The following is a 22,019-nucleotide window of genomic DNA, read 5'->3' as shown; positions in this document are numbered from 1 at the left end:
ATCCCGAGTTCATTTTCGAATCGTTTTAAGCATATAGATAGATTCAGCCTGTCTATACCAAATTTCAAAACGATAGAGGGGTATTGCGATGCAGCCCACACCTCATAATCTCGTGGATCAAGTGATCATACAATCGAATCAGTTGATACAAAAACCTTCACAGTATACATTGATTGGTAAAGGCCGAAGTGCTTTCGTCTTCCTGGATGAAGGAAATGGTTGTGCCATCAAGATTTTCTTTGAGGAGTTCGAGCATTTGGCAAAGCAAGAGGGAGACATCTATAAACGATTGAAGGGGTGTCCTTACTTTCCAAACGTATACGAAGTCGGACCGAACTATCTCGTGATGGATTATATTGAAGGCATGACCTTTTACCAGTGCCTGCAGAAAGGGATTCCGATTACGGATGAAATGGTCGAGAAAGTGGAAGAGGCACTATCTTTTGCACGACAACAAGGATTGAACCCATCAGATATCCATCTGCAAAACCTTCTGTATACGAAAGATGGAACAGTCAAAGTCATAGATGTGGTCCGCTTTACACAGGATAAAGTTTGTCACCAGTGGGATGATCTAAGAGAGGCGCACCAGCGTATTTATCAGAGGAAATATTTTATTTTCAAGCGAATCCCCAAGCCGTTAATTGATACAGTCGCTTTTCTCTATAAAAAAATCATCATACCATTCCGTTCATTGCGCTTATCAAAATGACATCCAACAGGATGTCTTTTTTGTGTTGAATGCATTAAACTTTTCTTGTTCCATTCATTTCAAGAGAAAGAAACCGGCCGTTGCAGCAACGAGTCCAAGTAGGACAGAGGAAGTGATATAGTGGACGGCTTTCCTCCAATGTTCGCTTTGAAGCATTTTCATAACTTCCACACTGAAGGTTGAAAAGGTCGTAAAAGCTCCACAAAATCCGATACCCATGAAGTACCATATCCATTCAGATAGGTTTCCGGAAACATGTGCCGCGGCAAGAACACCGAGTATGTAAGATCCTGCAATATTCACAAGCCAAGTTCCTGTGGTGGCATCTGGATTTTCCCTCTTGAAATAATTCCCGACCATGTATCTGCCTGCTGCGCCCAACATACCTCCAAGTCCGATTAAAATCATCAATGGTGTTCACCTCGCTCTGATTGGAACCCGAGCCTGTAACCAGCGAATGCGAGAAGGATTCCGATTGTAAGGCTTCCTAGAACATAAAGAAAAGCCATAAAATAAAACTGCTGTTCAAGTAATTGGAATGTCTCTACAGAGAACGTAGAAAATGTTGTGAAAGAGCCTGTGAAACCAGTGCCAACAAGTAAAGGAATCACGCTGGATGTATTTTTACGATAGCTGATAAAGGCTGTGAACCATCCGAGGAACAAACAACCGATTAAATTTACACTCATTGTTCCAACTGGAAAACCATTCGCGGCTGGCATCCATTCCCCAAGCGTATAACGTGCAATCGCACCGAAAAATCCACCAAGCATCACCCATAATAAATTCATGTTGCACCTCGTTTACCTTCACGTTTTTCTTAATGTACCATAATCAAGAGTGAAATACTTTCCACTTGCGTATATAAGTATATGCTTATATGATAATGGGGAGTGAGGTGAATACAGGATGAACAACAAGGGGATTCCTACCAGTGACATGGCTCACACTCTGAAATTGTTAGGGGACAAAACACGCCTGACAATTATGGGGCTTTTGAATGTGCGCGAATGTTGCGTTTGTGAATTCGTTGAAATCATAAAAATGAGCCAACCAGCAATCAGCCAACACTTGAGAAAGCTGAGAGACGCAGACCTTGTGAAGGAAAAAAGAAAAGGACAATGGATTTTTTATTCGATTAATGAAGAGTATAGTGGTTATCCATTAGTGAAAGACATTCTAGAATACGTCCCGGATTCCAGGATTCAATTAAAGGAATTAGATGAAGCGGGACTTCGTGTTTGTTGTGATTAATTGGAGGTTTACAATTTGTTATCAGTCATCTTCTCAATATTGATTTTTATTCTTACCTTAATACTTGTGATCTGGCAGCCGAAGGGTTTAGGGATCGGCTGGTCCGCATGCGGGGGAGCGTTATTGGCCCTGCTCGTAGGCGTTGTTGATTTTGGCGATGTCGTAGCGGTGACCGAAATCGTCTGGAATGCGACACTTGCATTCATAGCCATCATTATCATTTCACTTATTTTAGATGAGATCGGATTTTTTGAATGGTCCGCACTACATATGGCTCGTGTCGCTAAAGGAAACGGCGTGAAGATGTTTGTTTATGTCACGATTCTCGGTGCGGTTGTTGCTGCTTTCTTTGCAAACGACGGTGCGGCACTCATTTTAACGCCGATTGTACTAGCAATGGTCCGGGCGCTGAACTTCAAGGAGAGGATGATCCTTCCTTTCATCATGGCGAGCGGTTTCATTGCTGATACGACTTCGTTACCACTCATCGTCAGTAACCTGGTGAACATTGTTTCTGCAGACGTCTTCGATATTGGATTTGTCGAATATGCGTCACGAATGGTCGTACCGAACTTTTTCTCGATTATTGCGAGCATCGCAGTCCTTTACCTGTTTTTCAGAAAAGACATTCCAATGCACTATGATGCAACCCAATTGAAAAAGCCGGCAGAAGCGATCCGAGATCGAAAAATGTTTAAACTATCATGGCTGGTGCTTGGGATTTTGTTAGCAGGTTATTTTGCAAGTGAATTCCTAGCTATACCAGTGTCCATAATTGCGGGGATCATTGCGATTTTCTTTTTGTTCATGGCAAGGAGAAGTCCTGCTGTTGAAACGAAAAAAGTCGTTAAAGGAGCTCCGTGGGCGATCGTCTTTTTCTCAATCGGGATGTATGTCGTCGTTTACGGTCTACGTAACGAAGGACTGACTGACGTATTAGCTTCTGTCATTGAGGCAGCTGCGGATCAGGGGTTATATGTTGCCACCCTATCAATGGGATTCATTGCTGCGATCTTATCATCGGTTATGAACAATATGCCGACTGTCATGATCGATGCGTTGGCCATCCAGGATACCGAAACGAGTGGTGCTGTGAGAGAAGCGTTGATTTATGCCAATGTCATCGGTTCAGATTTAGGTCCGAAAATTACACCGATCGGGTCGCTTGCAACATTGCTCTGGCTTCACGTTTTATCGTTGAAAGGAGTGAAAATCTCCTGGGGCTATTACTTCAAAATTGGAATCATTCTGACTGTTCCGACCTTGTTCATTACATTAACTGGCCTGTATATCTGGCTATTGATCATCACATAAACTAACAATTAAAGGAGTTTTTATAAATGTCTAAACCGATCATCTACTTCTTATGCACAGGAAATTCTTGCCGCAGTCAAATGGCAGAAGGGTTCGGAAAAAAATATCTAGGTGACAAGTACGACGTCTATTCTGCAGGAATTGAAGCACACGGTCTGAATCCGAATGCCGTGAAAGCAATGAAAGAAGTCGAAATCGACATCACCGATCAAACCTCAGATATCATTGATCCTGAGATATTAAATAAAGCAGATTTGGTCGTAACACTTTGTGGCGATGCAGCGGATAAATGTCCGACTACACCAAAACATGTGAAAAGAGATCACTGGGGCTTTGACGATCCGGCAAAAGCAGAAGGTACAGAGGAAGAAAAATGGGCCTTTTTCCAACGTGTCCGTGGTGAAATCGAAGAACGTATCCAGAAGTTTGCAAAGGAAGGAAAGTAAAACGTCAATCTTACAAAGGGAGAGGATCGTATGATTAACCGGATGCACGTTGCAGTTAATTGCAGTGACCTTGAAAAGTCACTAGCCTTTTATAAAAGTTTCTTTGGCGCTGAGCCGACGAAAGTGAAAGAGAACTATGCGAAATTCGAGCTTGAGCAACCTGCTCTTCATTTTTCTTTGAATGTTCGTGATTTCAATAAAGAAGGTGTCTTAAACCACTTAGGTTTCCAAGTGGACAATACAGAAGATGTCTTGAAAATGGGCGAGCGATTGAGGGAATCAGGTCTTCTCTTGATTGATGAAATGGATACGACCTGCTGCTATGCTGTCCAAGACAAAGTGTGGGTTTACGATCCTGACGGGAACGCATGGGAGATCTTTTATACAAAAGAGGATTCTGAATTCGAATCTGCTGGGGAGGCGCGTGACATGTCGCTCTGTTGTGCACCACCAAAGCCTCAGCCGATAACGATAGAAATGACTTCCCCAAAAAAATAAGTCGATTAACGTTGAGGAATGTATCGGAATACTCTACACTAAGAGGGGCTATATTTTTGTAAGTCAGGGGGAAGAATAGTGCAAATTACAGATAACGCAAAGCAAGCGATTGAAGGGATCCTTCATCAGCACGGTGCAAACGGCATTCGGATTTATTTTGCAGGCATGGGCTGAGGCGGTCCCAAAATGGGAATGGCTCTGGATGAGCCTCAAGAGAATGACAAAGTTGAAGAACTGAATGGAATCCGTGTATCAATCGATGAACGTATCGTTTCATATACCGAGGATTTAACCGTAGACTTCCAGCAAACTGAACAAGGAGCAGGCCTCGTGTTCCTCGGACAGGAAGACTGCTGCTAAAACGAAAGAAATGATAATGCCCGGCTTCACAACTGTGTGAAGCCGGGCATTTTTTAGTGTCATTTTTAGAGTGTCAGGCACTCACAGAGAAGCCTTATGGGGAGCGGGTTCTGAGGTGGTGTCAGGCACCATCTCAGTTCCCTTGCGAGACGTGCGTTCAGAGATGGTGCCTGACACTATAGGTAAATAGACCTACACGAGGTAGAAGATGAATCCGGATATGGTGGACATGGCGATGACGGAAATGACGAAGGTGATAACAAGCTCTTTTCGGAAGATGGATTTCAGTAAAATCACCTCAGGAAGACTTGCTCCGGCTGAACTGATCATCATGGCCATGACGGGTCCGAGCGCCATCCCCTTTGCAATCAATACCTGAGAGATCGGGATCATACTTGATAATCGGATGTAGAGTGGAATCCCGACGATGGCTGCTACCGGTATGAGCCACCAGGCATCCTTGCCGAACAAGCCGGAGATCCATTCAGAAGGGACAGTGCCATGAATGATGGCTCCAATTCCAGCACCAATGATCAAGTAAGGATACACACTTTTCATCAAATTCCACGTTTCTCGTAACGCATAGCGGAAGTTGAATTTCTGATTTTTCTCCTCATAACCTGATATCACGACATTTTTCACTGCTCTCTCAAACCCGAGTGCTCCGAGTGAAAACCCGATTAGGATGGATAGTGTAGTCGTCACGATTACGTAGAGGATGGTCACCTTCCAACCCAGGATAACACCCATGATGGTCAAAATCGTCGGATCAAGGACAGGTGATGCGAATAGGAAAACCATGACAATGTTGAAGGGAAGTTTCTTCTTCAGCATGTTGACCACGACAGGAATGGTGGAACAGGAACAGAATGGTGTTATGAAAGCAAAAAATACGGCTACAAAGGCTGCAGTTAATTTATGACGCCCCACCATCATCTTTTCAATCTTCTTATAAGGAATGTATCCTTGCAGAAGACTGATGACAAAGGAAATGACTACAAATAAAATCGTCAATTCTAACGCAATCCATAGAAAGCTTTTCATTGTTTCAATCCACATAATCATCGATCCCTTCTTTTTAAATCAAAAAAAATTGATTAATAAATTTCTAAAAAGACCTTCTCTCATCAAGAAGGTCTGAATAGACAACAAAGCTCCTCTGATAATAAGTGATTCACTTCCTCCTGATTCAACTGGTAATAACTCCAGGTGCCTCGTGTTTCTCGTTTGATGATTCCTGCATCAAGCAGAATCTTCAGATGATAGGAAAGTTTAGATTGAGGCATTTCCATCATATCAACAAGGTCGCATACGCAAATCTCACCTTTTTGGGTGAGCAAATACATGATTTTCAGCCGTTTATCATCTGCCAGTGCTTTGAATTTGCCTTCGTATTTTTCAAACACTTTGGGAAGGGATTGATCCGTCAATTCGATATCCTTCAATTCATTCACCTCGATCAAATTTATTTGATTAAGGTAAGTATAATATGTGTTTGCTTAAATCGCAATAAAAATAATCAAAAAAAATTGATTTAATAGTTGCATTCCGGATCAAAGGGGCATATAATCAAATTAATCAATAAAATTTGATATAAGGAGATGAACCATATGTTGGATTTTTATTCCTTGGAAACCGAAATGAATGAGCGAAAAAAACAACTTGAACGTATTTCAAACGCAAAACAAATTCACACTGGTAAGAAAGAAACGTATTGGAGTAAATTACAATCTCGGCTGACTTCGGTATTGAAATTGAATTTAAACAAGTCAGTTGATGATTGTGAGTGCCACTGTGCATGCTGAAATCTTTTGTAATATTAATCAAAAATAATTGATGAAAAAAGGAGATGATTACAATGAGTAAAAGATGCTGTGGAATTGAATTCAAAGAAGTACCTCTAGAAGAGACTTCTACTCTAGAAAAGGATGAACAACTTCAGTACCAGGATAACACTGAGGAACAAAACGAAACATGTTGCTAAAACTTTTAGAGGGGACCATTACGGTCCCCTCTTTTAATTTGGTAATATATGCACTTTGTCCTATTTAAAGTCAATCGAAAATTCAGTATACTTAAATGAAAGCGGTTGCAGATCAAGGTTTGCAACCCTCTTTTTTTAAGGTTTGTGCAAACGTTTTCACAACCTATTTCGAAACGATATGGAGGGGAGATCTTTATGAAAATAAAGCGTTCAAAGGTTTTTATGTCACTTATGGTGCTATTGCTCATCATTCAGAGCTTAAGTAGCTATATGTCACAAAATGCTGAAGCTGCCGACCGTACAGTACGGATTGTCGGAAGCTTTGGAACGGATGGGGATCCAACATTCTGGAACCCTGCTTCTGATGAGTTTAAAATGGCGTCTTCTGAAAATGATATGTACTATTTGAAGAAGGTGCTGAATGCAGGTACATACGAGTATAAGGTAGCTATCAATGGTACATGGGATGAAAACTACGGTGAAAATGGCGAGGCAGGGGGTCAGAATATGACCTTCAGCTTAAGTGAGCAGAAGGAAGTGCTCTTTGTCTATAACGATAAAACGCATGTGACGACCATTATGACCGATGATCAAATGCCGCGTCTCGCCGGGACCATCCAACCGGTGATTGGGGCTGGAGATGAATGGTCTCCAGGTACATCAACCGCACTATTATCCGATGAAAACCATGACAATGTCTATGAGTTTAAAGCGAATGTACCGAAAGGGATCTATGAATTCAAGGTGGTTCTCGGAAATGGTTGGGGAGTAGAATACCCTAAAGATAACGTCAAATTGAATGTGACGAAAGATCGTGAAGTTACATTCTTCTACAACCATGAAACGAAGGAAGTGTACACCGACTACGAAGGCTCAGGACCAGATGGGCTTATTAGTACGGAGCAGCTTTACCACAATACATGGGACGAGCTATACCGTAGCCCCTTTGGCGCCCTCGAAACGGGAAAAGAGGTCAAATTACGACTTGAGGCAGCAAAAGGTGACTTGACTGGAGCCAATGTCCTCATGAAAAATTATACATCCGGAAATTCCGAACTCATCAAAATGGAGAAGGTCGGTTGGACAGAAGTTGAAGGTAAAGGTGAGCGGGATTATTGGGAAGCCGTGTTTACCCCGACTGAAAAGGGTGTATACGGATATAAGTTTATTGCGAAAGACGGCGAGACCATCAAAGAATATGGAGAAGATACCGCTCAAGGGAAGACTGGCCGAGCTGGCGATAACGTGCTCGACTTCTTCCAACTGACTGTGTATGAACCTGGCTACACAACACCGGACTGGATGAAGGAAGCTGTCGTGTATCAAATTTTCCCAGATCGTTTTTACAATGGGAATAAGAAAAACGATGATGCAAAGAAATATGCACGTGGCCTTGAGCCAATCGAGCATCAGGACTGGACAGAACTCCCTGATAATCCACGTCTAGCAGACGATTCGAACTATGAAGGCGATGGGATTTGGAGTAACGATTTCTTTGGTGGCGACATTAAAGGGGTTCAGGATAAATTAGACTATATCGAATCTCTCGGTGTAAACACGATTTACTTGAATCCAGTTGCCCATGCAGCATCAAACCATAAGTATGATGCTACAGATTTTAAAGCGGTCGACCCAATGTTCGGCTCACCAGAGGAATTCAAGCAATTCACAGATGAGTTGAAGAAACGCGATATGCACCTCATTCTCGATGGCGTGTTCAATCACGTGGGAGATGATTCCATCTATTTTGACCGTTATGGAAAATATGAAACTGTCGGAGCTTATGAATATTGGGCAAGTATCTATGATTATATGAATCAAGAAGGCTTGTCTGAGGAGGCTGCAAAGGAAAGAGTAGAGAAAGAGTTTTTACAACAAGGCCAAGTGTTCAGTGATTATGGGTTCCACAATTGGTTCAACATCGAAAATAGAAAAGTAGATGTAGGGACACCGAACGAACGGTATGACTACCAAGCTTGGTGGGGATTCGACAGTTTACCAGAAATTGCGTCAGTACCGGGGAAAGCTGTACCGTATGATTCTGAGCTGAACAATGAACAGTTCGCAAATTACATTATGTATAATCAAGATTCTGTGGCAAAATCCTGGCTTGAACGCGGGGGATCTGGTTGGCGTTTGGACGTTGCCAATGAGGTTGATACGGAATTCTGGAGACAATTCCGTGACGAAATCAAAGCGACGGAAACGAAAACAAATGATGATCCGTTGATTCTTGGTGAAATCTGGGACGATGCTTCAAAATACTTCCTCGGGGATCTGTACGATTCGGTTATGAACTATCGATTCCGTGGAGCAATGCTTGATTACTTGAAGAATGGGAAAGCTGAGAGGGCAGCTGAACAGTTGACTGCGATAGAAGAGGATTATCCGGATGAAGCATTTTATAACCTGATGAACTTGATGGGCTCACACGATACAGCCCGTGCAGTATACTTGCTAGGGAACGGTAACGAAAATGCTGAACGTGCTGAGTTCGATCAAAACTATGACCATGAACTCGGATTGAAACGTTTGAAACTTGCAGCGATCTTCCAATTCGGTTATCCAGGTGCTCCGACGATTTATTATGGAGATGAAGCTGGTGTAACAGGCTCTAAAGATCCAGATGACCGAAGAACGTATCCTTGGGGTAATGAAAACAAGGAACTGATTGCACATTATCAGAAGCTTGGAAAGATCCGCGAGAAACATCAAGAGTTGCTATCTCATGGGGATTTGAAAAACCTCCATATGGAAGGTGACGTATTCGTCTACGGACGAAGCTTGAATAAAAAATCAGCGATTGTTGCCATCAACCGTGGTGACAGAGCAAAAACTGTACAAGTCGATGTAAAAGGCTTTGCATTGAATGGCGTAGCATTCAACGAACAACTCATGGAATATAAAGCTGTTAAAGTCGAAAACGGAACAGTGACATTAACCATCCCTGCGATGAGCGGGAAGATGCTTTTTGCAAAGAATAAAAATGTGAAAGCACCAAAAGGTGTTAAAAAACTGTCCGCCAAGGAAGGAATCAATGAAGTAACACTTTCTTGGAGAGGAAAATCACAATCATACAATGTGTATATCACTAACATTGAAGGAGCGCTTTATAAGAAGGTTCAAACAACAAAAGACACTTCAATAGAAGTTACCGGCTTGGACAATGGGCGCAAGTATTATTTTGCTGTAACAGCTCTCGATGAGTACGGTAACGAATCATTAAAAGTAGCGACTGGTGAAGTCATTCCTCATCTACCTTTAACGGAAGGCACATATGAAATAGCGGACCTGTCTGAATTAAATGATTCAGAACTTGATTTATCAGCCCCTAAAATTGTAAATGTTAGTATTGGAATTGGCACATATACGGCTGAGGATCTTGCTGAAGGTCTGCAAGCTGAACTCCATGTGAAACACCCTGGTGAAGAGCAGTGGGAGAGCATCCAAGCTGCTTATAGTGGACAAGGTGAAGCAGGGACGAATGTTTTCTCTGCGGAATTTTTGCCATTGGAAGCTGGGGAATATAAGTACCGATATGCATTCACTACAGATCTTGGTAGGAAATGGGTTTATTCTGTAGAAAAGGATTTGACGGTACACAAGGCTAAAGATGAGACACTTCCGGTTGAGGCCGTTTCGTTAGAAGAACCAGCCCAAGAATCAGGTCAAGTGAACCTGAACTGGAGTTTGAAGAATCCGAAAGATCCCTACATGATTACAATCGTCCGTGATGGACAAGTCATCGATATGCTTTGGGATGCAGGCGAAACGCAATATAAGGATTTAAGTGTGGAAAATGGTAAGACATACAAATATATCGTACGTGTTTATGACCAATACGGGAACAAAGTGGACTCCAATGCGGTGTCAGTGACCCCAGATATTGTCATGGTGGAAGTGACGTTCAAGGTCAGTGCACCAGACTACACCCCTCTGGATGCAAAGCTGAATATGCCAAACAGCTTGAACGGCTGGAATACAAATGCATGGGAAATGAGCCGTAATGGAGCAGTTACACCTGATTGGGAATATACAGTCGAAATGCAAGTGGGAGAAGTGTTGACGTATAAGTATGTAAAAGGTAATTCGTGGGATCAGGAAGGTCTCGCCGATCATACCCCGGATGATCCGACCGATGATGATGTCAGTTATTATGGGTACGGTGCAATCGGCACAGACTTAAAGGTAGTTGTTGAAAACGAGGGTAACAACAAGATGGTTGTAGAAGACAAGATACTCCGTTGGATCGATCAGCCTGTTGTGATTACCTCCCATGCGAACGGACAATCCGTTTCTGGCGATGTGGTCACATTGAAAGGGAATGCCATCAAGCAAGGTGTCCTTACGATCAATGGTGAGCGTGTAACGATCAATGATGATATGACATGGAGCCATGAGGTTAAGCTGGACAACGGTGAAAACCGATTCGATCTCCATATTGAACCTTCTGAACAGAACAAAACCGATATCTTCAAAAACGACGGAGGCGCAATAGGAAAGAATACAAAGAACATCACCTTCACATTAGTAAAGGAATAATTCCAGGGAAGTGTCAGACACCTATGGTGTCTGACACTTTTTCTTCTCCTTACGGCAGCATAGGGTTGAAAATGGTGTCAGGCACTTTGAAAATGATCACTTCCATTTCCTGTTTTGCGAGCACGATAGAAGGGGATTATATAGAGAGAAGTTAGATGAGATAAAGGAGCCTGAGATGGAGAGCTGGTATACGGATTTCATTGAGCAATATGGTTATTTCGGAATTTTCCTCGTCATGGCGTTAGAAAATCTCTTTCCACCTATCCCTTCTGAGGTCGTCCTGCCCTTCAGTGGATTTATTACGACATCGACCGATCTGAACATATTTGGGGTCGTTCTGGCATCGACTGGTGGAGCGGTTTTCGGTGCCATTGTCCTTTACGGTGTGGGATTGCTGTTGGATGTTGAGAACCTAGAGAAGATCGTGGATCGTTGGGGACACATATTACGGATTAAGAAAAAAGATATTTATCGTGCTGATGCTTGGTTTGATCGTTATGGGAAATGGACGGTTTTCTTTGGGCGGATGATGCCCTTTTTGAGAAGTGTCATTTCAATTCCAGCGGGTATGGCAAATATGGGCTTCGTCCTTTTCATCGTTTTCACCACGTTAGGGACGCTCCTTTGGAATATTTTATTGATCAGTATCGGCGCTGCTTTAGGGGAGAATTGGAAGGATATCATTCAGTATGTAAGCCTTTATTCAACCGTCATTTACGTTGGATTAGGACTTGTGGCTGTCTTTTTCATCGGCTGGTACTTTAATCGTAAAAAGAGGAAAAGTCAGAAAAAATAAGAAGATAAACAAGAAGAGGGTGACCAAAACAAATGTTGGTACACCCTCTTTTTTATCGTACTACTTCCTACTGTATTCTTCTAGTAACCCATAAAGCTTTTCCAAAGGATTGCTTTGCTCGCTGCGTTGCATATTACGCTGATACTGGGCACGATTCTCGAATGTTTTATGAATGTAGGATTGTAATGATTCCTCAGTCAGTTCTTCTTCCTGAAGCACTTCTGCAAACCCTTGTTTTTCAAATGATTCCGCATTCTGTATCTGGTCGCCTCGGCTCTGGCTGAGAGGGAGAGGGATCAAAATCATCGGAATTTCCAAATCAAGAAACTCGTATATGGAATTTGAACCAGCTCGTGTTACGACAAGGTCTGTCATCGCTAGGATATCCGGCAATTCATCCTTCACATATTCAAATTGTTTATATCCATGAACATTTATCGTTTCATCAACTTTCCCTTTCCCACAAAGATGGACGATCTGATAGTTTTTCGTCAATGTTGGAACAAGACTGCGAATGGTTTCATTTATTTTTTTAGCCCCCTGGCTACCTCCCATTACGAGAATGACAGGCTTTGATTCTGTGAAATCACAGAGATGAAGACCTTTTCTTTTTGAGCCTTGATGCAGCTCTTCTCTCACAATTGAACCAAGGAGGATCCCTTTATCTTCAGGTAAATGCTTCAATGTCTCAGGGAATGTGACACATACCTTGGAAGCAAAAGGCATCGAAATTTTGTTGGCAAGACCAGGACTCATGTCTGACTCATGCGAAATGACAGGGGTCCTGTTCATTCTCGCAGCAAGAATAACCGGAACCGATACAAAGCCGCCTTTTGAAAAAACGATATTCGGCTTTACTTTCCGAAGGATGCGATAGGCTTGAGTGACACCTTTTACAACCCGGAAAGGATCCTTGAAGTTGTTCAAATCAAAATACCGGCGTAGTTTTCCTGTGGAAATCGGATAATAGGTCACACCAGTGATCGGTTCAATCAATTCTCGTTCTATACCATTATGGGATCCAATATAATGGACCTCCCAATTGTTACGCTTCAAGTGCGGAATCAAGGCAAGGTTTACAGCAACGTGCCCAGTAGACCCCCCACCTGTTAATAGAATACGCTTCATAATACATCATCCTTTATAGATTAGACAGTGTCAGGCACTGAAAATGGCGCTTACTCTCCCAGAGCATCTCAATCAGTGTCAGACACCAATCACTGCGCTTACTCTCACAAGCAGTTTCGATTGGTGTCTGACACCAATTCTTGCGCCTACTCTCCCAACGCTTCTCCGAAGGTGCCTGACACCTATTATATAATGAATGGTTGTTGGTTTCATCTTCTTTGTTGTTTTGCGTGTTTTCAAATAAATTAGGGTGTTCATAAAAAGGAATTTGGTGTTGATTTAAAGAAATATTTATATTACACATTTCGAACCCATTTGATTAGGTGTGGCTATTCTATGTATCTTAAGACATAAGGCGGGGTTGCATTGGATAAGATTGACTATAGAATATCAGAACTGGAAAAAGGGTTAAAAAGCTTAAAAAAGCTCAGTGTTGAAAACTTCAAATTGGAGAACGAGCTAAGACACGTAAAACAGGTATTTGATCTTGTGAATTGTATCCATTTCAAGTTCATCCGTGAAGCGGATGGAAAATTCCGGTTCACCTATATGAATGGGAAGCCTCTCCAACACACTAATTTTAAATCTGATTTCATCATCGGCAAAACACTTGAGGATTTGTTTGATGAAGAAACGACGGCATACTTGAGAGAGAAATATGAACGCGCCTATAGAGGTGACTCCGTCAATTATGAATTGACATTCAAGAATTTCAGTTATTTTGTCATTCTTACTCCGTTCCAACAATTTGGTCAAACCCTCGAGGTTGTAGGAACAGCAATTGATATAACAGAGTTGAAAGAAATGCAAGGAGAAGTGGCGTCCAGTCAAAGTAAATTCGCGACAATTTTTAATGAAGCCCATGATGCGATCATTTTATTCAATGATAAAGGCCTTTTGGAGGCGAATCCTGCAGCCCTTGAGCTTTTCGGCCTCACTTTTGATGAACTAAAACAACGAAAACACATTACTCTTTTCGATAAAAAGGTACAAGAAAAAATCCCTCAATTCTTTAAAAAGTTAAATGAAGACGGCGTTGTAAAAAGCGAAACTGAAATTACACGTAAAGACGGCACCCGTAGATTCGTTGAAAATGTAACCAGAGCCAATATCCTGCCGAACATGCATCTCACAATTTTAAGAGATGTGACGGAAAGGAAAAAGCTCGAGGAATCACTAAGGAAATCAGAAACCTTACAGGTGGTCGGTGAGCTTGCCGCAGGAATCGGACATGAAATCAGGAACCCGATGACAGCAATCAAGGGATTTATCCAACTTTTAAAGGAAGACTCGACAAATCGTGATTATTTCGATGTCATTTTAAGTGAATTTCAACGAATTGAAACCATCATTTCTGAATTCATGGTGCTTTCAAAGCCTCAAGCGATCCAAATGACAAAGGAAGATATCCGGGAAATCATGAAGAAAACCCTTATTTTGCTAGATAGTCAGGCCAGTATGAAAAATATCAGGATCCACCTTGATATTGAAGAAGATCTTCCCCCTATTTTATGCGAGAAAAATCAAATGAAACAAGTATTCATCAATTTCATTAAAAATGGGATTGAGTCTATGGAAAGTGGCGGTAACTTGTATATCCGCATGACCAAAGGAGAGGCGTCGACAATTCGAATTGAGATTGAGGATGAAGGGTGCGGTATACCTCCTGACCTTCTAGACCGACTGGGGGAACCATTCTATACTACGAAGGAAAAAGGTACTGGCCTAGGTCTCATGATGAGCTACAAGATCATTCAAAATCATAAAGGCACCATCGAGGTTGAAAGCATGGTGAATGTTGGTACTAAATTTAGAATTGCCCTTCCGAGCCAATTTGAAAACGAATGAACACAGCACTTGATAGAAGTGCTGTTTTTTTATTCTCTTCAAACTTTCTTTCGCTCCTCACTTTCTTGTTCCTCTTTTACCCGATTCTTTTCGTCTACCACAAAAACGACCAATGGTAGAAGGATGATCCATATCAAATAGATGGACAAAGACAGCATAGCGAAAAAATCCAATAAAAAATAGACGAATGCAAAAAACACAACGATTAAAACATAAGGGCTCAACATAAGCCAAATCATGTTCCAGACACCTCCTCGAACTATTTTTTCCATGTCCACTTTCCTGTAAACATGTGGTATACATTATCATTCGGTAGTTAAAAATGGTACGTATAGAGCATTTCACTAATCGTGAGAGGATATTGTAATGAGGTCAAAATGGTTGAATAAGCGGAGAAGAGTAAGAGAAGAATCCAATAAAGAAGAAGAACGTCAATCCATTACGGATCTTCTTTCTACCTTCAAAAAATCCAAGGATTTTGTGCAGTATCATCATACTGGACAAACTGAGTGTGTCATTTCTTATATAAAAACATTAGTTGAACCTAAAATACTTTCTGAAAATATTCTCAATGACATAAAAAATCGCTCCTTGACCTCGCTCAAGGAGATTAAGGATCATATAACAGTTCAAAACCTTTTTATCACAGAAGATCAAGACATGATTCAACAAAGCTTATTACGAGGGCATGTCATGATCCAAATGGAAGAAGAAGACGAACAAGTCTTGTTCATACCTGCCGATACGACTGAGACTCGGAAAGTCAGCATTCCTGAAGTTGAATTCAGTGTAGTGGGGCCGAAGGAAGCTTTTGTAGAATCCCTTGATACGAACTTGAATTTAATTCGTCAACGCTTACCCATTCCTGAACTGACAGTCGATGAAATAGTCGTTGGAAAACTCACAAAATCAAGAGTATGCGTTTTATATATCGACGGTATCGCCGATGACGACAACATCAACACGGTTCGCCAGCGGCTTGGCGACATTGAATTTGATGAAATTATCGATAGTACTTATATTTCTCAAATGTTATCGGATAATTCGAATTCTCCATTTCCCCAATTCGTGGATACGGAACGACCTGACCGGGTCGTTGAGTCATTAGCAGAAGGGAAAATCGCCATCGTCGTTGACGGATCACCTCATGCTTTGACGTGTCCGACAACCCTTATCGAATTCTTTTCATCAGCCGATGATTACTTTACAACATGGCATTTGGCATCGCTAATACGTTTATTAAGATTATTTTCCGTCGCCTTCTCCATCATCGCTACACCGCTTTACGTAGCGATTTTGACGTATCATCATGATATGATCCCTGAAGATTTGATGGCGACGATCATCACTTCCCGAGCTGATATTCCATTTCCACCGGTATTGGAAGTGATCATTCTAGAACTTGCGATTGAATTGTTGAGGGAAGCAGGAGCCCGGCTACCAACGAAAGTTGGACAAACAATCGGTATCGTTGGAGGTATTGTTATTGGAACAGCAGCAGTAGAAGCAGGGCTGACGAGCAACGTACTCTTGATTATCGTAGCGCTGGCTGCTTTGGCTTCCTTTACGACACCTATCTATCAAATTGCGAATACTGTTCGATTGATCCGTTTTCCTTTTTTATTGGCGGCTCAATGGTTTGGTTTAATTGGGGTCACGATGATGGTCTGTGTATTGATTGGACACCTGCTGCGACTTCAGTCTCTAGGAAGACCATTCTTAGCACCTATTTACCCAATGCGAATCAGTGATATGAAGGATGCCCTTTTCCGATTACCTTTTAATAAACAAAACGTCAGACCTTTACAGACTCGCCCAGGTGTTCCTCAACGTTACAACTCGGATCGAATGAATGAGAAGAGGGATATTGATGAATAAAATCAGCCTACAGCAATCCGTACCTGATCATCTGAAGGTTCCGCCTCAGATGGCCTTCTTCTTAGTTCATACCATGATAATTGGTATCGGTGTACTCGGTTTTGAGCGATATATTGTAAAGGATGCTGGATATGATTCATGGATCTCAATATTGCTTGGAGGAGTATGGGTTCATTTTTTGGTTTGGATCATTTATCAACTGTTGAAAAATGGTGGAGGAGATATCGTCGCGATTCATCAATCCCTTTTTGGAGGGATTATTGGACGTTTTTTGAGCTTTTTAGTCAGCTTGTATTTTTTGGTGCTATGTATAACCGTATTACGTACCTTCACTGAGTTAATTCAACTATGGATGTTCCCACAATTGAACGTGTGGGTCTTTTCTGCACTGTTTGTTCTCCTGGCCAGCTACTTTGTAACGGGCGGGTTACGTACAGTAACGGGAATTTGCTTCTTTAGTGTGGTTCTCGGAATCCCATTAATATTACTAAAGTTCTATCCTCTGCAATATTCTCATGTTCAAAACGTATTTCCGGTAGTGGATGCTTCCATCATGGACTTACTGAAGGCTGCGAAAACCATGTCTCTCAGCTATATCGGCTTTGAACTGCTCATTATCTATTATCCTTTCATCAAGAGGCCGGCAGAATCCATTAAATGGGCTCAATTCGGAATCATGTTCGCCATATTCATTTACCTGGGCACTGCAATCACTTCTTTCATTTATTACAGTGAAGGACAGCTCAAACAGGTCATTTGGTCTACGATTACACTTTGGAAGATCGTCGAATTCCCCTTCATCTCACGATTTGAATATATAGGAATCGCCATCTACGTCTTCGTCATCATTCCGAATATTTGTGTGAGTCTCTGGAGCGCTACTCGAACGTTTAAAAGGACGTTTCACATCCGCCAGACCTACGTTTTATGGGGATATATGTTGATTATTGTCATTACCTGTGGAGTAGTCCAGGATCGAACGCAAATTGATTTCTTGAATTCCATTCTTGGGGAGGTAGGATTTTATTTCACCTCTGCATACCTGCCATTTCTTCTGGTTATTCAAACCATTGTTAATAAAGTGAGGGGAAAAAGTTGAATCGAAAGAAATTTTCACCGTTACTCATGTCGATGTTTGCAGTGTCACTTGTTACAGGATGTTTGCCACGAGACAGTATCGAAGACGTGTCCTTAATTCAAATTGTCGGCTATGATGTTGCGAAGGATGACGAGATCAGAGGGACTGTTGTTGTTCCACATTTTTCAAGGATGGAGCAGGGAAAAGGTGTTGAGGAAGAAACATTGACGTCAACCGCACATTCGACCAAACAAATTCATACGAAATTACAGTCGAAAGCAGCAAGGCCGATTACGATTGGAACACTAAAAGTCGCCCTTTACAGTGCAGAATTAGCTGAAAAAGGCATCGGTTCAGTGATCGATAGTATGGCAAGAGATCCTCGAATAGGACGAAATATTTATCTTGCCATCACGGAGGGTAATACGAAAGAGATTTTAGATGCAGGGATTTCAAAAAATGAAACAACTGGAAAATTCATTTCGGGTCTCATTGAACAGAATGCGGCCACAAATTTTCCAAGAACAAACTTACATGAATTTTTATATACCCATTTTGGAAAAGGCATGGACGGCTACCTCCCTTATTTAAAGTTGAACGACCGGGATGAATTGGCCTTGGATGGAATCGCATTTTTTAATGATGGAAAATTCGTCTATAAAGCGCCTTATGAGAAAAGCTACACCTTTACGTTATTGAAGGAAAACTTTAAAGAGGCAACCCAAGAAATTGAATTTGAGAAACGTTATATTGTCGTAGAGAGTATCGGATCGAATGTAAAATATATCTTCAATGGGGACAAAGACAACCCAGCTTTCACGATAAAAATTACGATGACAGGTATCATCAATGATGCGCCTACACTCGCCTTGGAGCTTACTCCACCTGTAATAAAGAAGATGGAAAAGACGATTGAAAAATACAATGAAAAAGAAGCCGAAGAAATGATAAAGAAATTCCAAGAACATAAAATTGATCCTCTCGGGCTCGGCAGTATCATCGATAATCGAGTCCGTAATCTAGATTTTAAAAAATGGAAGGAAGAGCAGTATCCCGAAATGCCAATTAAAGTTGATTTAAAAATGAAAATCCTAGAGGTTGGCACAACGTCATAAACATAGGGATGCAAGGCTGTCGAGAAATTTTCGGCAGTTTTTTTGTTTTTACTACCAACTTGATTTATTATGAAATATTTTGAAAAAATATGAAACTTTTTACATTTTTATCCGTTATAAAGAATGAAATTAAAATCAGTCGTATTCAATGAAAAAATGGAGGGGATGGATTTGTTCGAGCTTTTCAAAAGAGTAAAGACAGTTGTTCATTCAGAGCTGAACAGCCTGATTGATAAGGCTGAGGATCCAATTAACATGGTTGATCAATATTTACGCGAGATGGGATCTGACATTCATGAGGCTGAAAAAGCGACTGCCAAGATGATGGCGGAAGAAAAGCTTCAGAAACTGAAGTGGGAAGAAGCAGAGAACATGGTTAAGAAAAGAGAGGAGCAAGCATTGCAATCCCTGCAGGATGGGAACGAGGATCTTGCGAAACGAGCATTGGAGGATAAGCTCCGTTTGCAGCAAGAAGCGGAGCAGCTTCAGCATCTTTATGTTGAAGCGTCTAAAACAGCAGCTGATTTGAAGGGGAAGCTGACTGAAATGAAAGCCGAATACCGTGATATGGAAATGAAGAAAGCTTCTCTAAAATCACGTGCACAATCAGCGAAAGCAAGAGCGAATATCAACCGATCCATGTCAATCCACAATAGTGAAGGATCAAAACAAGGATTCAAACGGATGGAGGAAAAGGTCCTCCGTTATGAAGCGGAAGCGGAAACAAGTGAAGATCTAAATGCAGAAAGCCGTTCATTGGATGATGAGCTGAAGCAAATGACTCAAAAAACAAAACTCGATGAAGAGTTGAATCTCCTAAAAAAGAAACTTGCTAACAAAGCAAACGTCACAAACAAGTAGGGGATTGAATGGAACTGTTCGGAAATACCATGGAAACGCTTTATCTCTATGGTCTCATCATCGGAGGAATTCTAACATTCCTATACATCCTGTTAAGCGATATTTTAGAAGGGATCTTTGAAGTACTGTCTGATTCGTTATTCAATCCTACCCTTGTCCTCTCCTTTATAACCCTATTAAGCGGTACAGGTTTTGTTATGGAGAAATTGACATCACTCAACAGTCTTTTAATATTGGCCGGTTCGACTGTAACAGCTTTGGTGCTTGTCACGTTACTGAATATATTCGTGCTTGTTCCATTGTCCTCAGCTGAAGAGTCAAATACCTATGCTGTTGAGGATTTACAAGGCCGGATCGGTAAAGTCATCATAACCATCCCAGTTGATGGTTATGGCGAGGTACTTATCTCAGGAAACGGCGGAAACATTGCGAAGGCCGCCAAAAGCCTGGATAACACGTTAATAAAAGAAGGGACCGAAATCCTTGTAATCGACATTGACAATGGGGTCCTCCATGTAGCCCCTTATGAAGGTGCTTCGATTCACATGTAATGAAAAAACGTTAATTTAATAGGAGGTTCTCATGAACATCATTTTAATTGTTGGTGGAATTATCGGTATTTTACTTCTGGCGCTGATCGGTGTTTTTGTATCCAAATACCGTACAGCTGGACCAGATGAAGCACTCATCGTAACAGGAAGTTATTTAGGCGCAAAAAACGTCAATATTGACGAGTCAGGAAACCGCATTAAAATTGTTCGAGGCGGGGGTACATTTGTACTGCCAGTCTTCCAACAAGCTGAGTCACTAAGTCTTCTCTCAAGCAAAATCGATGTCCAGACGCCTGAGGTGTACACAGAACAGGGCGTACCCGTCATGGCGGACGGCACGGCGATCATTAAGATTGGTGGATCGATTGGGGAGATTGCCACGGCTGCAGAACAATTTCTAGGTAAAACGAAAGAAGACCGTGAAAACGAAGCGAGAGAAGTGTTGGAAGGTCATCTTCGTTCGATATTAGGCTCGATGACGGTTGAGGAGATTTATAAAAACCGTGAAAAGTTCTCCCAGGAAGTTCAACGAGTCGCTACTCAAGACCTTGCGAAAATGGGACTGTGCATAGTTTCCTTCACGATCAAAGATGTTCGCGATAAGAACGGATACTTGGAATCACTCGGTAAACCGCGGATCGCCCAAGTAAAGCGGGATGCCGACATTGCGACTGCTGAGGCTGAAAAAGAAACCCGGATCAAGCGTGCTGAGGCGGATAAAGAAGCGAAGAAGTCCGAGTTGGAACGTGCCACGGAAGTTGCAGAAGCAGAGAAAATCAACAAATTGAAGATTGCTGAATATCGTCAAGAGCAGGATCATGCGAGAGCTAAAGCAGATCAGGCATACCACTTGGAAGAAGCACGTGCCATGCAGGAAGTTACAGAGCAACAAATGCAGATCAAAATTATCGAGCGACAAAAGCAGATTGAACTTGAAGAGAAGGAAATTGCCCGTCGTGAGAAACAATACGATTCCGAAGTCAAGAAGAAAGCGGATGCGGACCGTTATGCAGTGGAGCAATCGGCAGAGGCCGAAAAGCGAAAACAGATTGCTTCAGCAGATGCTGAACAGTACCGTGTGGAATCGATGGCGAGAGCTGAAGCTGAAAAAGTACGGATCGACGGTATTGCGAAAGCGGATGCAGAACGAGCTCAAGGGGAATCGGCTGCTGAGGTCATTCGTCTGAAAGGTTTAGCAGAAGCAGAAGCGAAACAAAAGATTGCAGAAGCATTTGAACAATATGGTCAGGCTGCGATCCTCGATATGATCATCAACATGCTTCCTTCGTATGCGAAAGAAGTAGCAAGTCCTCTCTCAAATATTGATAAGATTACAGTCGTTGACACAGGAAGCGGAGCAGCCGGAGGGGCGAATAAAGTGACCGGATATGCAACGAACTTGATGTCTACTCTTCAAGAATCGTTGAAGGCATCATCAGGACTTGATGTGAAGGAGCTCATAGAAAACTTCTCAGGAAAAGGGAACATCCGCTCAAGTGTGGATGATCTAACGCGTGAAATCACCCGGACTCGTGAAGGGGTTCCAACCAGAGGAGAAAAGGATTCGCAAGAGCTGGTCAAAACGGAGAAATAGTTCCCCTAAAAACCACCTGCGTGAAAAAGGAGCTGACCCTATTGGGCCAGCTCGTTTTCA

At 41.9% G+C, this 22,019-nt stretch carries 23 protein-coding genes; 17 read left to right on the top strand and 6 right to left on the bottom strand.

Features of this window, described 5'->3' with window-relative positions:
* Positions 1–88 precede the first annotated feature (88 nt).
* Positions 89–712, top strand: a complete 624-nt coding sequence (locus V1497_RS15715) for a protein kinase family protein (RefSeq protein WP_349408459.1) — start codon at positions 89–91, stop codon at positions 710–712.
* Positions 713–766: 54 nt separating this feature from the next.
* Here the strand turns inward: V1497_RS15715 and crcB (V1497_RS15710) are convergent, their stop codons facing one another.
* Together crcB (V1497_RS15710) and crcB (V1497_RS15705) are read right to left on the bottom strand one after the other, a co-directional pair.
* On the bottom strand, positions 767–1,120 hold the full coding sequence (crcB, locus tag V1497_RS15710) for a fluoride efflux transporter CrcB (RefSeq protein ID WP_349410854.1): 354 nt from the start codon (positions 1,118–1,120) through the stop codon (positions 767–769).
* The gene (crcB, locus tag V1497_RS15705; RefSeq protein WP_349408458.1) at positions 1,120–1,503 is read right to left on the bottom strand and encodes a fluoride efflux transporter CrcB; all 384 of its coding nucleotides are present in this window, start codon (positions 1,501–1,503) and stop codon (positions 1,120–1,122) included. The genes crcB (V1497_RS15710) and crcB (V1497_RS15705) overlap by 1 nt, the downstream gene beginning before the upstream one ends.
* A 118-nt stretch (positions 1,504–1,621) precedes the next feature.
* Between crcB (V1497_RS15705) and V1497_RS15700 the strand changes: the two genes are divergently transcribed.
* From V1497_RS15700 to V1497_RS15680, 5 genes are all read left to right on the top strand, one after another.
* Positions 1,622–1,966: a metalloregulator ArsR/SmtB family transcription factor gene (locus V1497_RS15700; protein WP_349408457.1), complete on the top strand. Its 345-nt coding sequence runs from the start codon at positions 1,622–1,624 to the stop codon at positions 1,964–1,966.
* A 15-nt stretch (positions 1,967–1,981) separates the two neighbouring features.
* Positions 1,982–3,280, top strand: a complete 1,299-nt coding sequence (locus V1497_RS15695; RefSeq protein ID WP_349408456.1) for an arsenic transporter — start codon at positions 1,982–1,984, stop codon at positions 3,278–3,280.
* A 26-nt stretch (positions 3,281–3,306) separates the two neighbouring features.
* Complete coding sequence (gene arsC / locus V1497_RS15690; protein WP_349408455.1) at positions 3,307–3,726, top strand: arsenate reductase (thioredoxin); 420 nt, start codon at positions 3,307–3,309, stop codon at positions 3,724–3,726.
* 30 nt (positions 3,727–3,756) lie between these two features.
* Positions 3,757–4,224, top strand: a complete 468-nt coding sequence (locus tag V1497_RS15685) for an ArsI/CadI family heavy metal resistance metalloenzyme (RefSeq protein ID WP_349408454.1) — start codon at positions 3,757–3,759, stop codon at positions 4,222–4,224.
* A gap of 75 nt (positions 4,225–4,299) precedes the next feature.
* The gene (locus V1497_RS15680; RefSeq protein ID WP_349410853.1) at positions 4,300–4,584 is read left to right on the top strand and encodes an iron-sulfur cluster biosynthesis family protein; all 285 of its coding nucleotides are present in this window, start codon (positions 4,300–4,302) and stop codon (positions 4,582–4,584) included.
* A 192-nt stretch (positions 4,585–4,776) separates the two neighbouring features.
* Here the strand turns inward: V1497_RS15680 and V1497_RS15675 are convergent, their stop codons facing one another.
* Positions 4,777–5,643 carry a permease gene (locus V1497_RS15675; protein WP_349410852.1) on the bottom strand — a complete coding sequence of 289 codons (867 nt, stop codon included), beginning with the start codon at positions 5,641–5,643 and terminating at the stop codon, positions 4,777–4,779.
* Between the two features lie 68 nt (positions 5,644–5,711).
* The gene (locus V1497_RS15670) at positions 5,712–6,029 is read right to left on the bottom strand and encodes a metalloregulator ArsR/SmtB family transcription factor (protein ID WP_349408453.1); all 318 of its coding nucleotides are present in this window, start codon (positions 6,027–6,029) and stop codon (positions 5,712–5,714) included.
* Between the two features lie 165 nt (positions 6,030–6,194).
* Here V1497_RS15670 and V1497_RS15665 point away from each other — a divergent pair, with 165 nt between their 5' ends.
* The 4 genes from V1497_RS15665 to V1497_RS15650 all read left to right on the top strand — a co-directional run bounded on the left by V1497_RS15665 (position 6,195) and on the right by V1497_RS15650 (position 11,906).
* Positions 6,195–6,389: a hypothetical protein gene (locus V1497_RS15665; protein WP_349408452.1), complete on the top strand. Its 195-nt coding sequence runs from the start codon at positions 6,195–6,197 to the stop codon at positions 6,387–6,389.
* A gap of 53 nt (positions 6,390–6,442) precedes the next feature.
* A complete protein-coding gene (locus tag V1497_RS15660) occupies positions 6,443–6,568 on the top strand; it encodes a hypothetical protein (RefSeq protein ID WP_349408451.1) in 126 nt (41 codons plus the stop codon).
* Between the two features lie 195 nt (positions 6,569–6,763).
* Entirely contained in the window at positions 6,764–11,110 is a 4,347-nt protein-coding gene (locus tag V1497_RS15655; protein WP_349408450.1) for an alpha-amylase family glycosyl hydrolase, read from the top strand.
* A 175-nt stretch (positions 11,111–11,285) separates the two neighbouring features.
* A complete protein-coding gene (locus V1497_RS15650; protein ID WP_349408449.1) occupies positions 11,286–11,906 on the top strand; it encodes a DedA family protein in 621 nt (206 codons plus the stop codon).
* Positions 11,907–11,966: 60 nt separating this feature from the next.
* Here V1497_RS15650 and V1497_RS15645 read toward each other — a convergent pair whose 3' ends face one another.
* Complete coding sequence (locus V1497_RS15645) at positions 11,967–13,037, bottom strand: undecaprenyldiphospho-muramoylpentapeptide beta-N-acetylglucosaminyltransferase (RefSeq protein WP_349410851.1); 1,071 nt, start codon at positions 13,035–13,037, stop codon at positions 11,967–11,969.
* A gap of 363 nt (positions 13,038–13,400) precedes the next feature.
* Here V1497_RS15645 and V1497_RS15640 point away from each other — a divergent pair, with 363 nt between their 5' ends.
* Positions 13,401–14,882, top strand: coding sequence for a PAS domain S-box protein (locus V1497_RS15640; RefSeq protein ID WP_349408448.1), 1,482 nt, complete (start codon positions 13,401–13,403; stop codon positions 14,880–14,882).
* A 38-nt stretch (positions 14,883–14,920) separates the two neighbouring features.
* Here V1497_RS15640 and V1497_RS15635 read toward each other — a convergent pair whose 3' ends face one another.
* Positions 14,921–15,121: a hypothetical protein gene (locus V1497_RS15635; RefSeq protein ID WP_349408447.1), complete on the bottom strand. Its 201-nt coding sequence runs from the start codon at positions 15,119–15,121 to the stop codon at positions 14,921–14,923.
* Between the two features lie 127 nt (positions 15,122–15,248).
* Here V1497_RS15635 and V1497_RS15630 point away from each other — a divergent pair, with 127 nt between their 5' ends.
* From V1497_RS15630 to V1497_RS15605, 6 genes are all read left to right on the top strand, one after another.
* The gene (locus V1497_RS15630; RefSeq protein ID WP_349408446.1) at positions 15,249–16,760 is read left to right on the top strand and encodes a spore germination protein; all 1,512 of its coding nucleotides are present in this window, start codon (positions 15,249–15,251) and stop codon (positions 16,758–16,760) included.
* Entirely contained in the window at positions 16,753–17,859 is a 1,107-nt protein-coding gene (locus V1497_RS15625) for a GerAB/ArcD/ProY family transporter (RefSeq protein ID WP_349408445.1), read from the top strand. Before V1497_RS15630 ends, V1497_RS15625 begins: the two co-directional genes overlap by 8 nt.
* Positions 17,856–18,953 carry a Ger(x)C family spore germination protein gene (locus V1497_RS15620; RefSeq protein WP_349408444.1) on the top strand — a complete coding sequence of 366 codons (1,098 nt, stop codon included), beginning with the start codon at positions 17,856–17,858 and terminating at the stop codon, positions 18,951–18,953. The genes V1497_RS15625 and V1497_RS15620 overlap by 4 nt, the downstream gene beginning before the upstream one ends.
* A 171-nt stretch (positions 18,954–19,124) precedes the next feature.
* Positions 19,125–19,814, top strand: coding sequence for a PspA/IM30 family protein (locus V1497_RS15615; protein ID WP_349408443.1), 690 nt, complete (start codon positions 19,125–19,127; stop codon positions 19,812–19,814).
* An 8-nt stretch (positions 19,815–19,822) separates the two neighbouring features.
* Positions 19,823–20,365 (top strand): NfeD family protein, encoded by a 543-nt coding sequence (locus V1497_RS15610; protein WP_349408442.1) that lies wholly within the window; start codon positions 19,823–19,825, stop codon positions 20,363–20,365.
* A 31-nt stretch (positions 20,366–20,396) separates the two neighbouring features.
* Complete coding sequence (locus V1497_RS15605) at positions 20,397–21,959, top strand: flotillin family protein (RefSeq protein ID WP_349408441.1); 1,563 nt, start codon at positions 20,397–20,399, stop codon at positions 21,957–21,959.
* The last annotated feature ends 60 nt before the right edge of the window (positions 21,960–22,019 follow it).

Source organism: Pseudalkalibacillus sp. SCS-8, from assembly GCF_040126055.1.
Lineage (GTDB): Bacteria > Bacillota > Bacilli > Bacillales > Fictibacillaceae > Pseudalkalibacillus > Pseudalkalibacillus nanhaiensis.
Note: the sequence above shows the minus strand (reverse complement) of the source record. Positions and strands in the feature narration are given on the sequence as shown.

Coding starts and splice junctions, on each gene's coding strand:
- V1497_RS15715 (WP_349408459.1), top strand. CDS start 89: ATGCAGCCCACACCTCATAATCTCGTGGATCAAGTGATCATACAATCG.
- crcB (WP_349410854.1), bottom strand. CDS start 1,120: ATGATTTTAATCGGACTTGGAGGTATGTTGGGCGCAGCAGGCAGATAC.
- crcB (WP_349408458.1), bottom strand. CDS start 1,503: ATGAATTTATTATGGGTGATGCTTGGTGGATTTTTCGGTGCGATTGCA.
- V1497_RS15700 (WP_349408457.1), top strand. CDS start 1,622: ATGAACAACAAGGGGATTCCTACCAGTGACATGGCTCACACTCTGAAA.
- arsC (WP_349408455.1), top strand. CDS start 3,307: ATGTCTAAACCGATCATCTACTTCTTATGCACAGGAAATTCTTGCCGC.
- V1497_RS15685 (WP_349408454.1), top strand. CDS start 3,757: ATGATTAACCGGATGCACGTTGCAGTTAATTGCAGTGACCTTGAAAAG.
- V1497_RS15675 (WP_349410852.1), bottom strand. CDS start 5,643: ATGTGGATTGAAACAATGAAAAGCTTTCTATGGATTGCGTTAGAATTG.
- V1497_RS15665 (WP_349408452.1), top strand. CDS start 6,195: ATGTTGGATTTTTATTCCTTGGAAACCGAAATGAATGAGCGAAAAAAA.
- V1497_RS15660 (WP_349408451.1), top strand. CDS start 6,443: ATGAGTAAAAGATGCTGTGGAATTGAATTCAAAGAAGTACCTCTAGAA.
- V1497_RS15655 (WP_349408450.1), top strand. CDS start 6,764: ATGAAAATAAAGCGTTCAAAGGTTTTTATGTCACTTATGGTGCTATTG.
- V1497_RS15650 (WP_349408449.1), top strand. CDS start 11,286: ATGGAGAGCTGGTATACGGATTTCATTGAGCAATATGGTTATTTCGGA.
- V1497_RS15635 (WP_349408447.1), bottom strand. CDS start 15,121: ATGATTTGGCTTATGTTGAGCCCTTATGTTTTAATCGTTGTGTTTTTT.
- V1497_RS15630 (WP_349408446.1), top strand. CDS start 15,249: ATGAGGTCAAAATGGTTGAATAAGCGGAGAAGAGTAAGAGAAGAATCC.
- V1497_RS15625 (WP_349408445.1), top strand. CDS start 16,753: ATGAATAAAATCAGCCTACAGCAATCCGTACCTGATCATCTGAAGGTT.
- V1497_RS15610 (WP_349408442.1), top strand. CDS start 19,823: ATGGAACTGTTCGGAAATACCATGGAAACGCTTTATCTCTATGGTCTC.
- V1497_RS15605 (WP_349408441.1), top strand. CDS start 20,397: ATGAACATCATTTTAATTGTTGGTGGAATTATCGGTATTTTACTTCTG.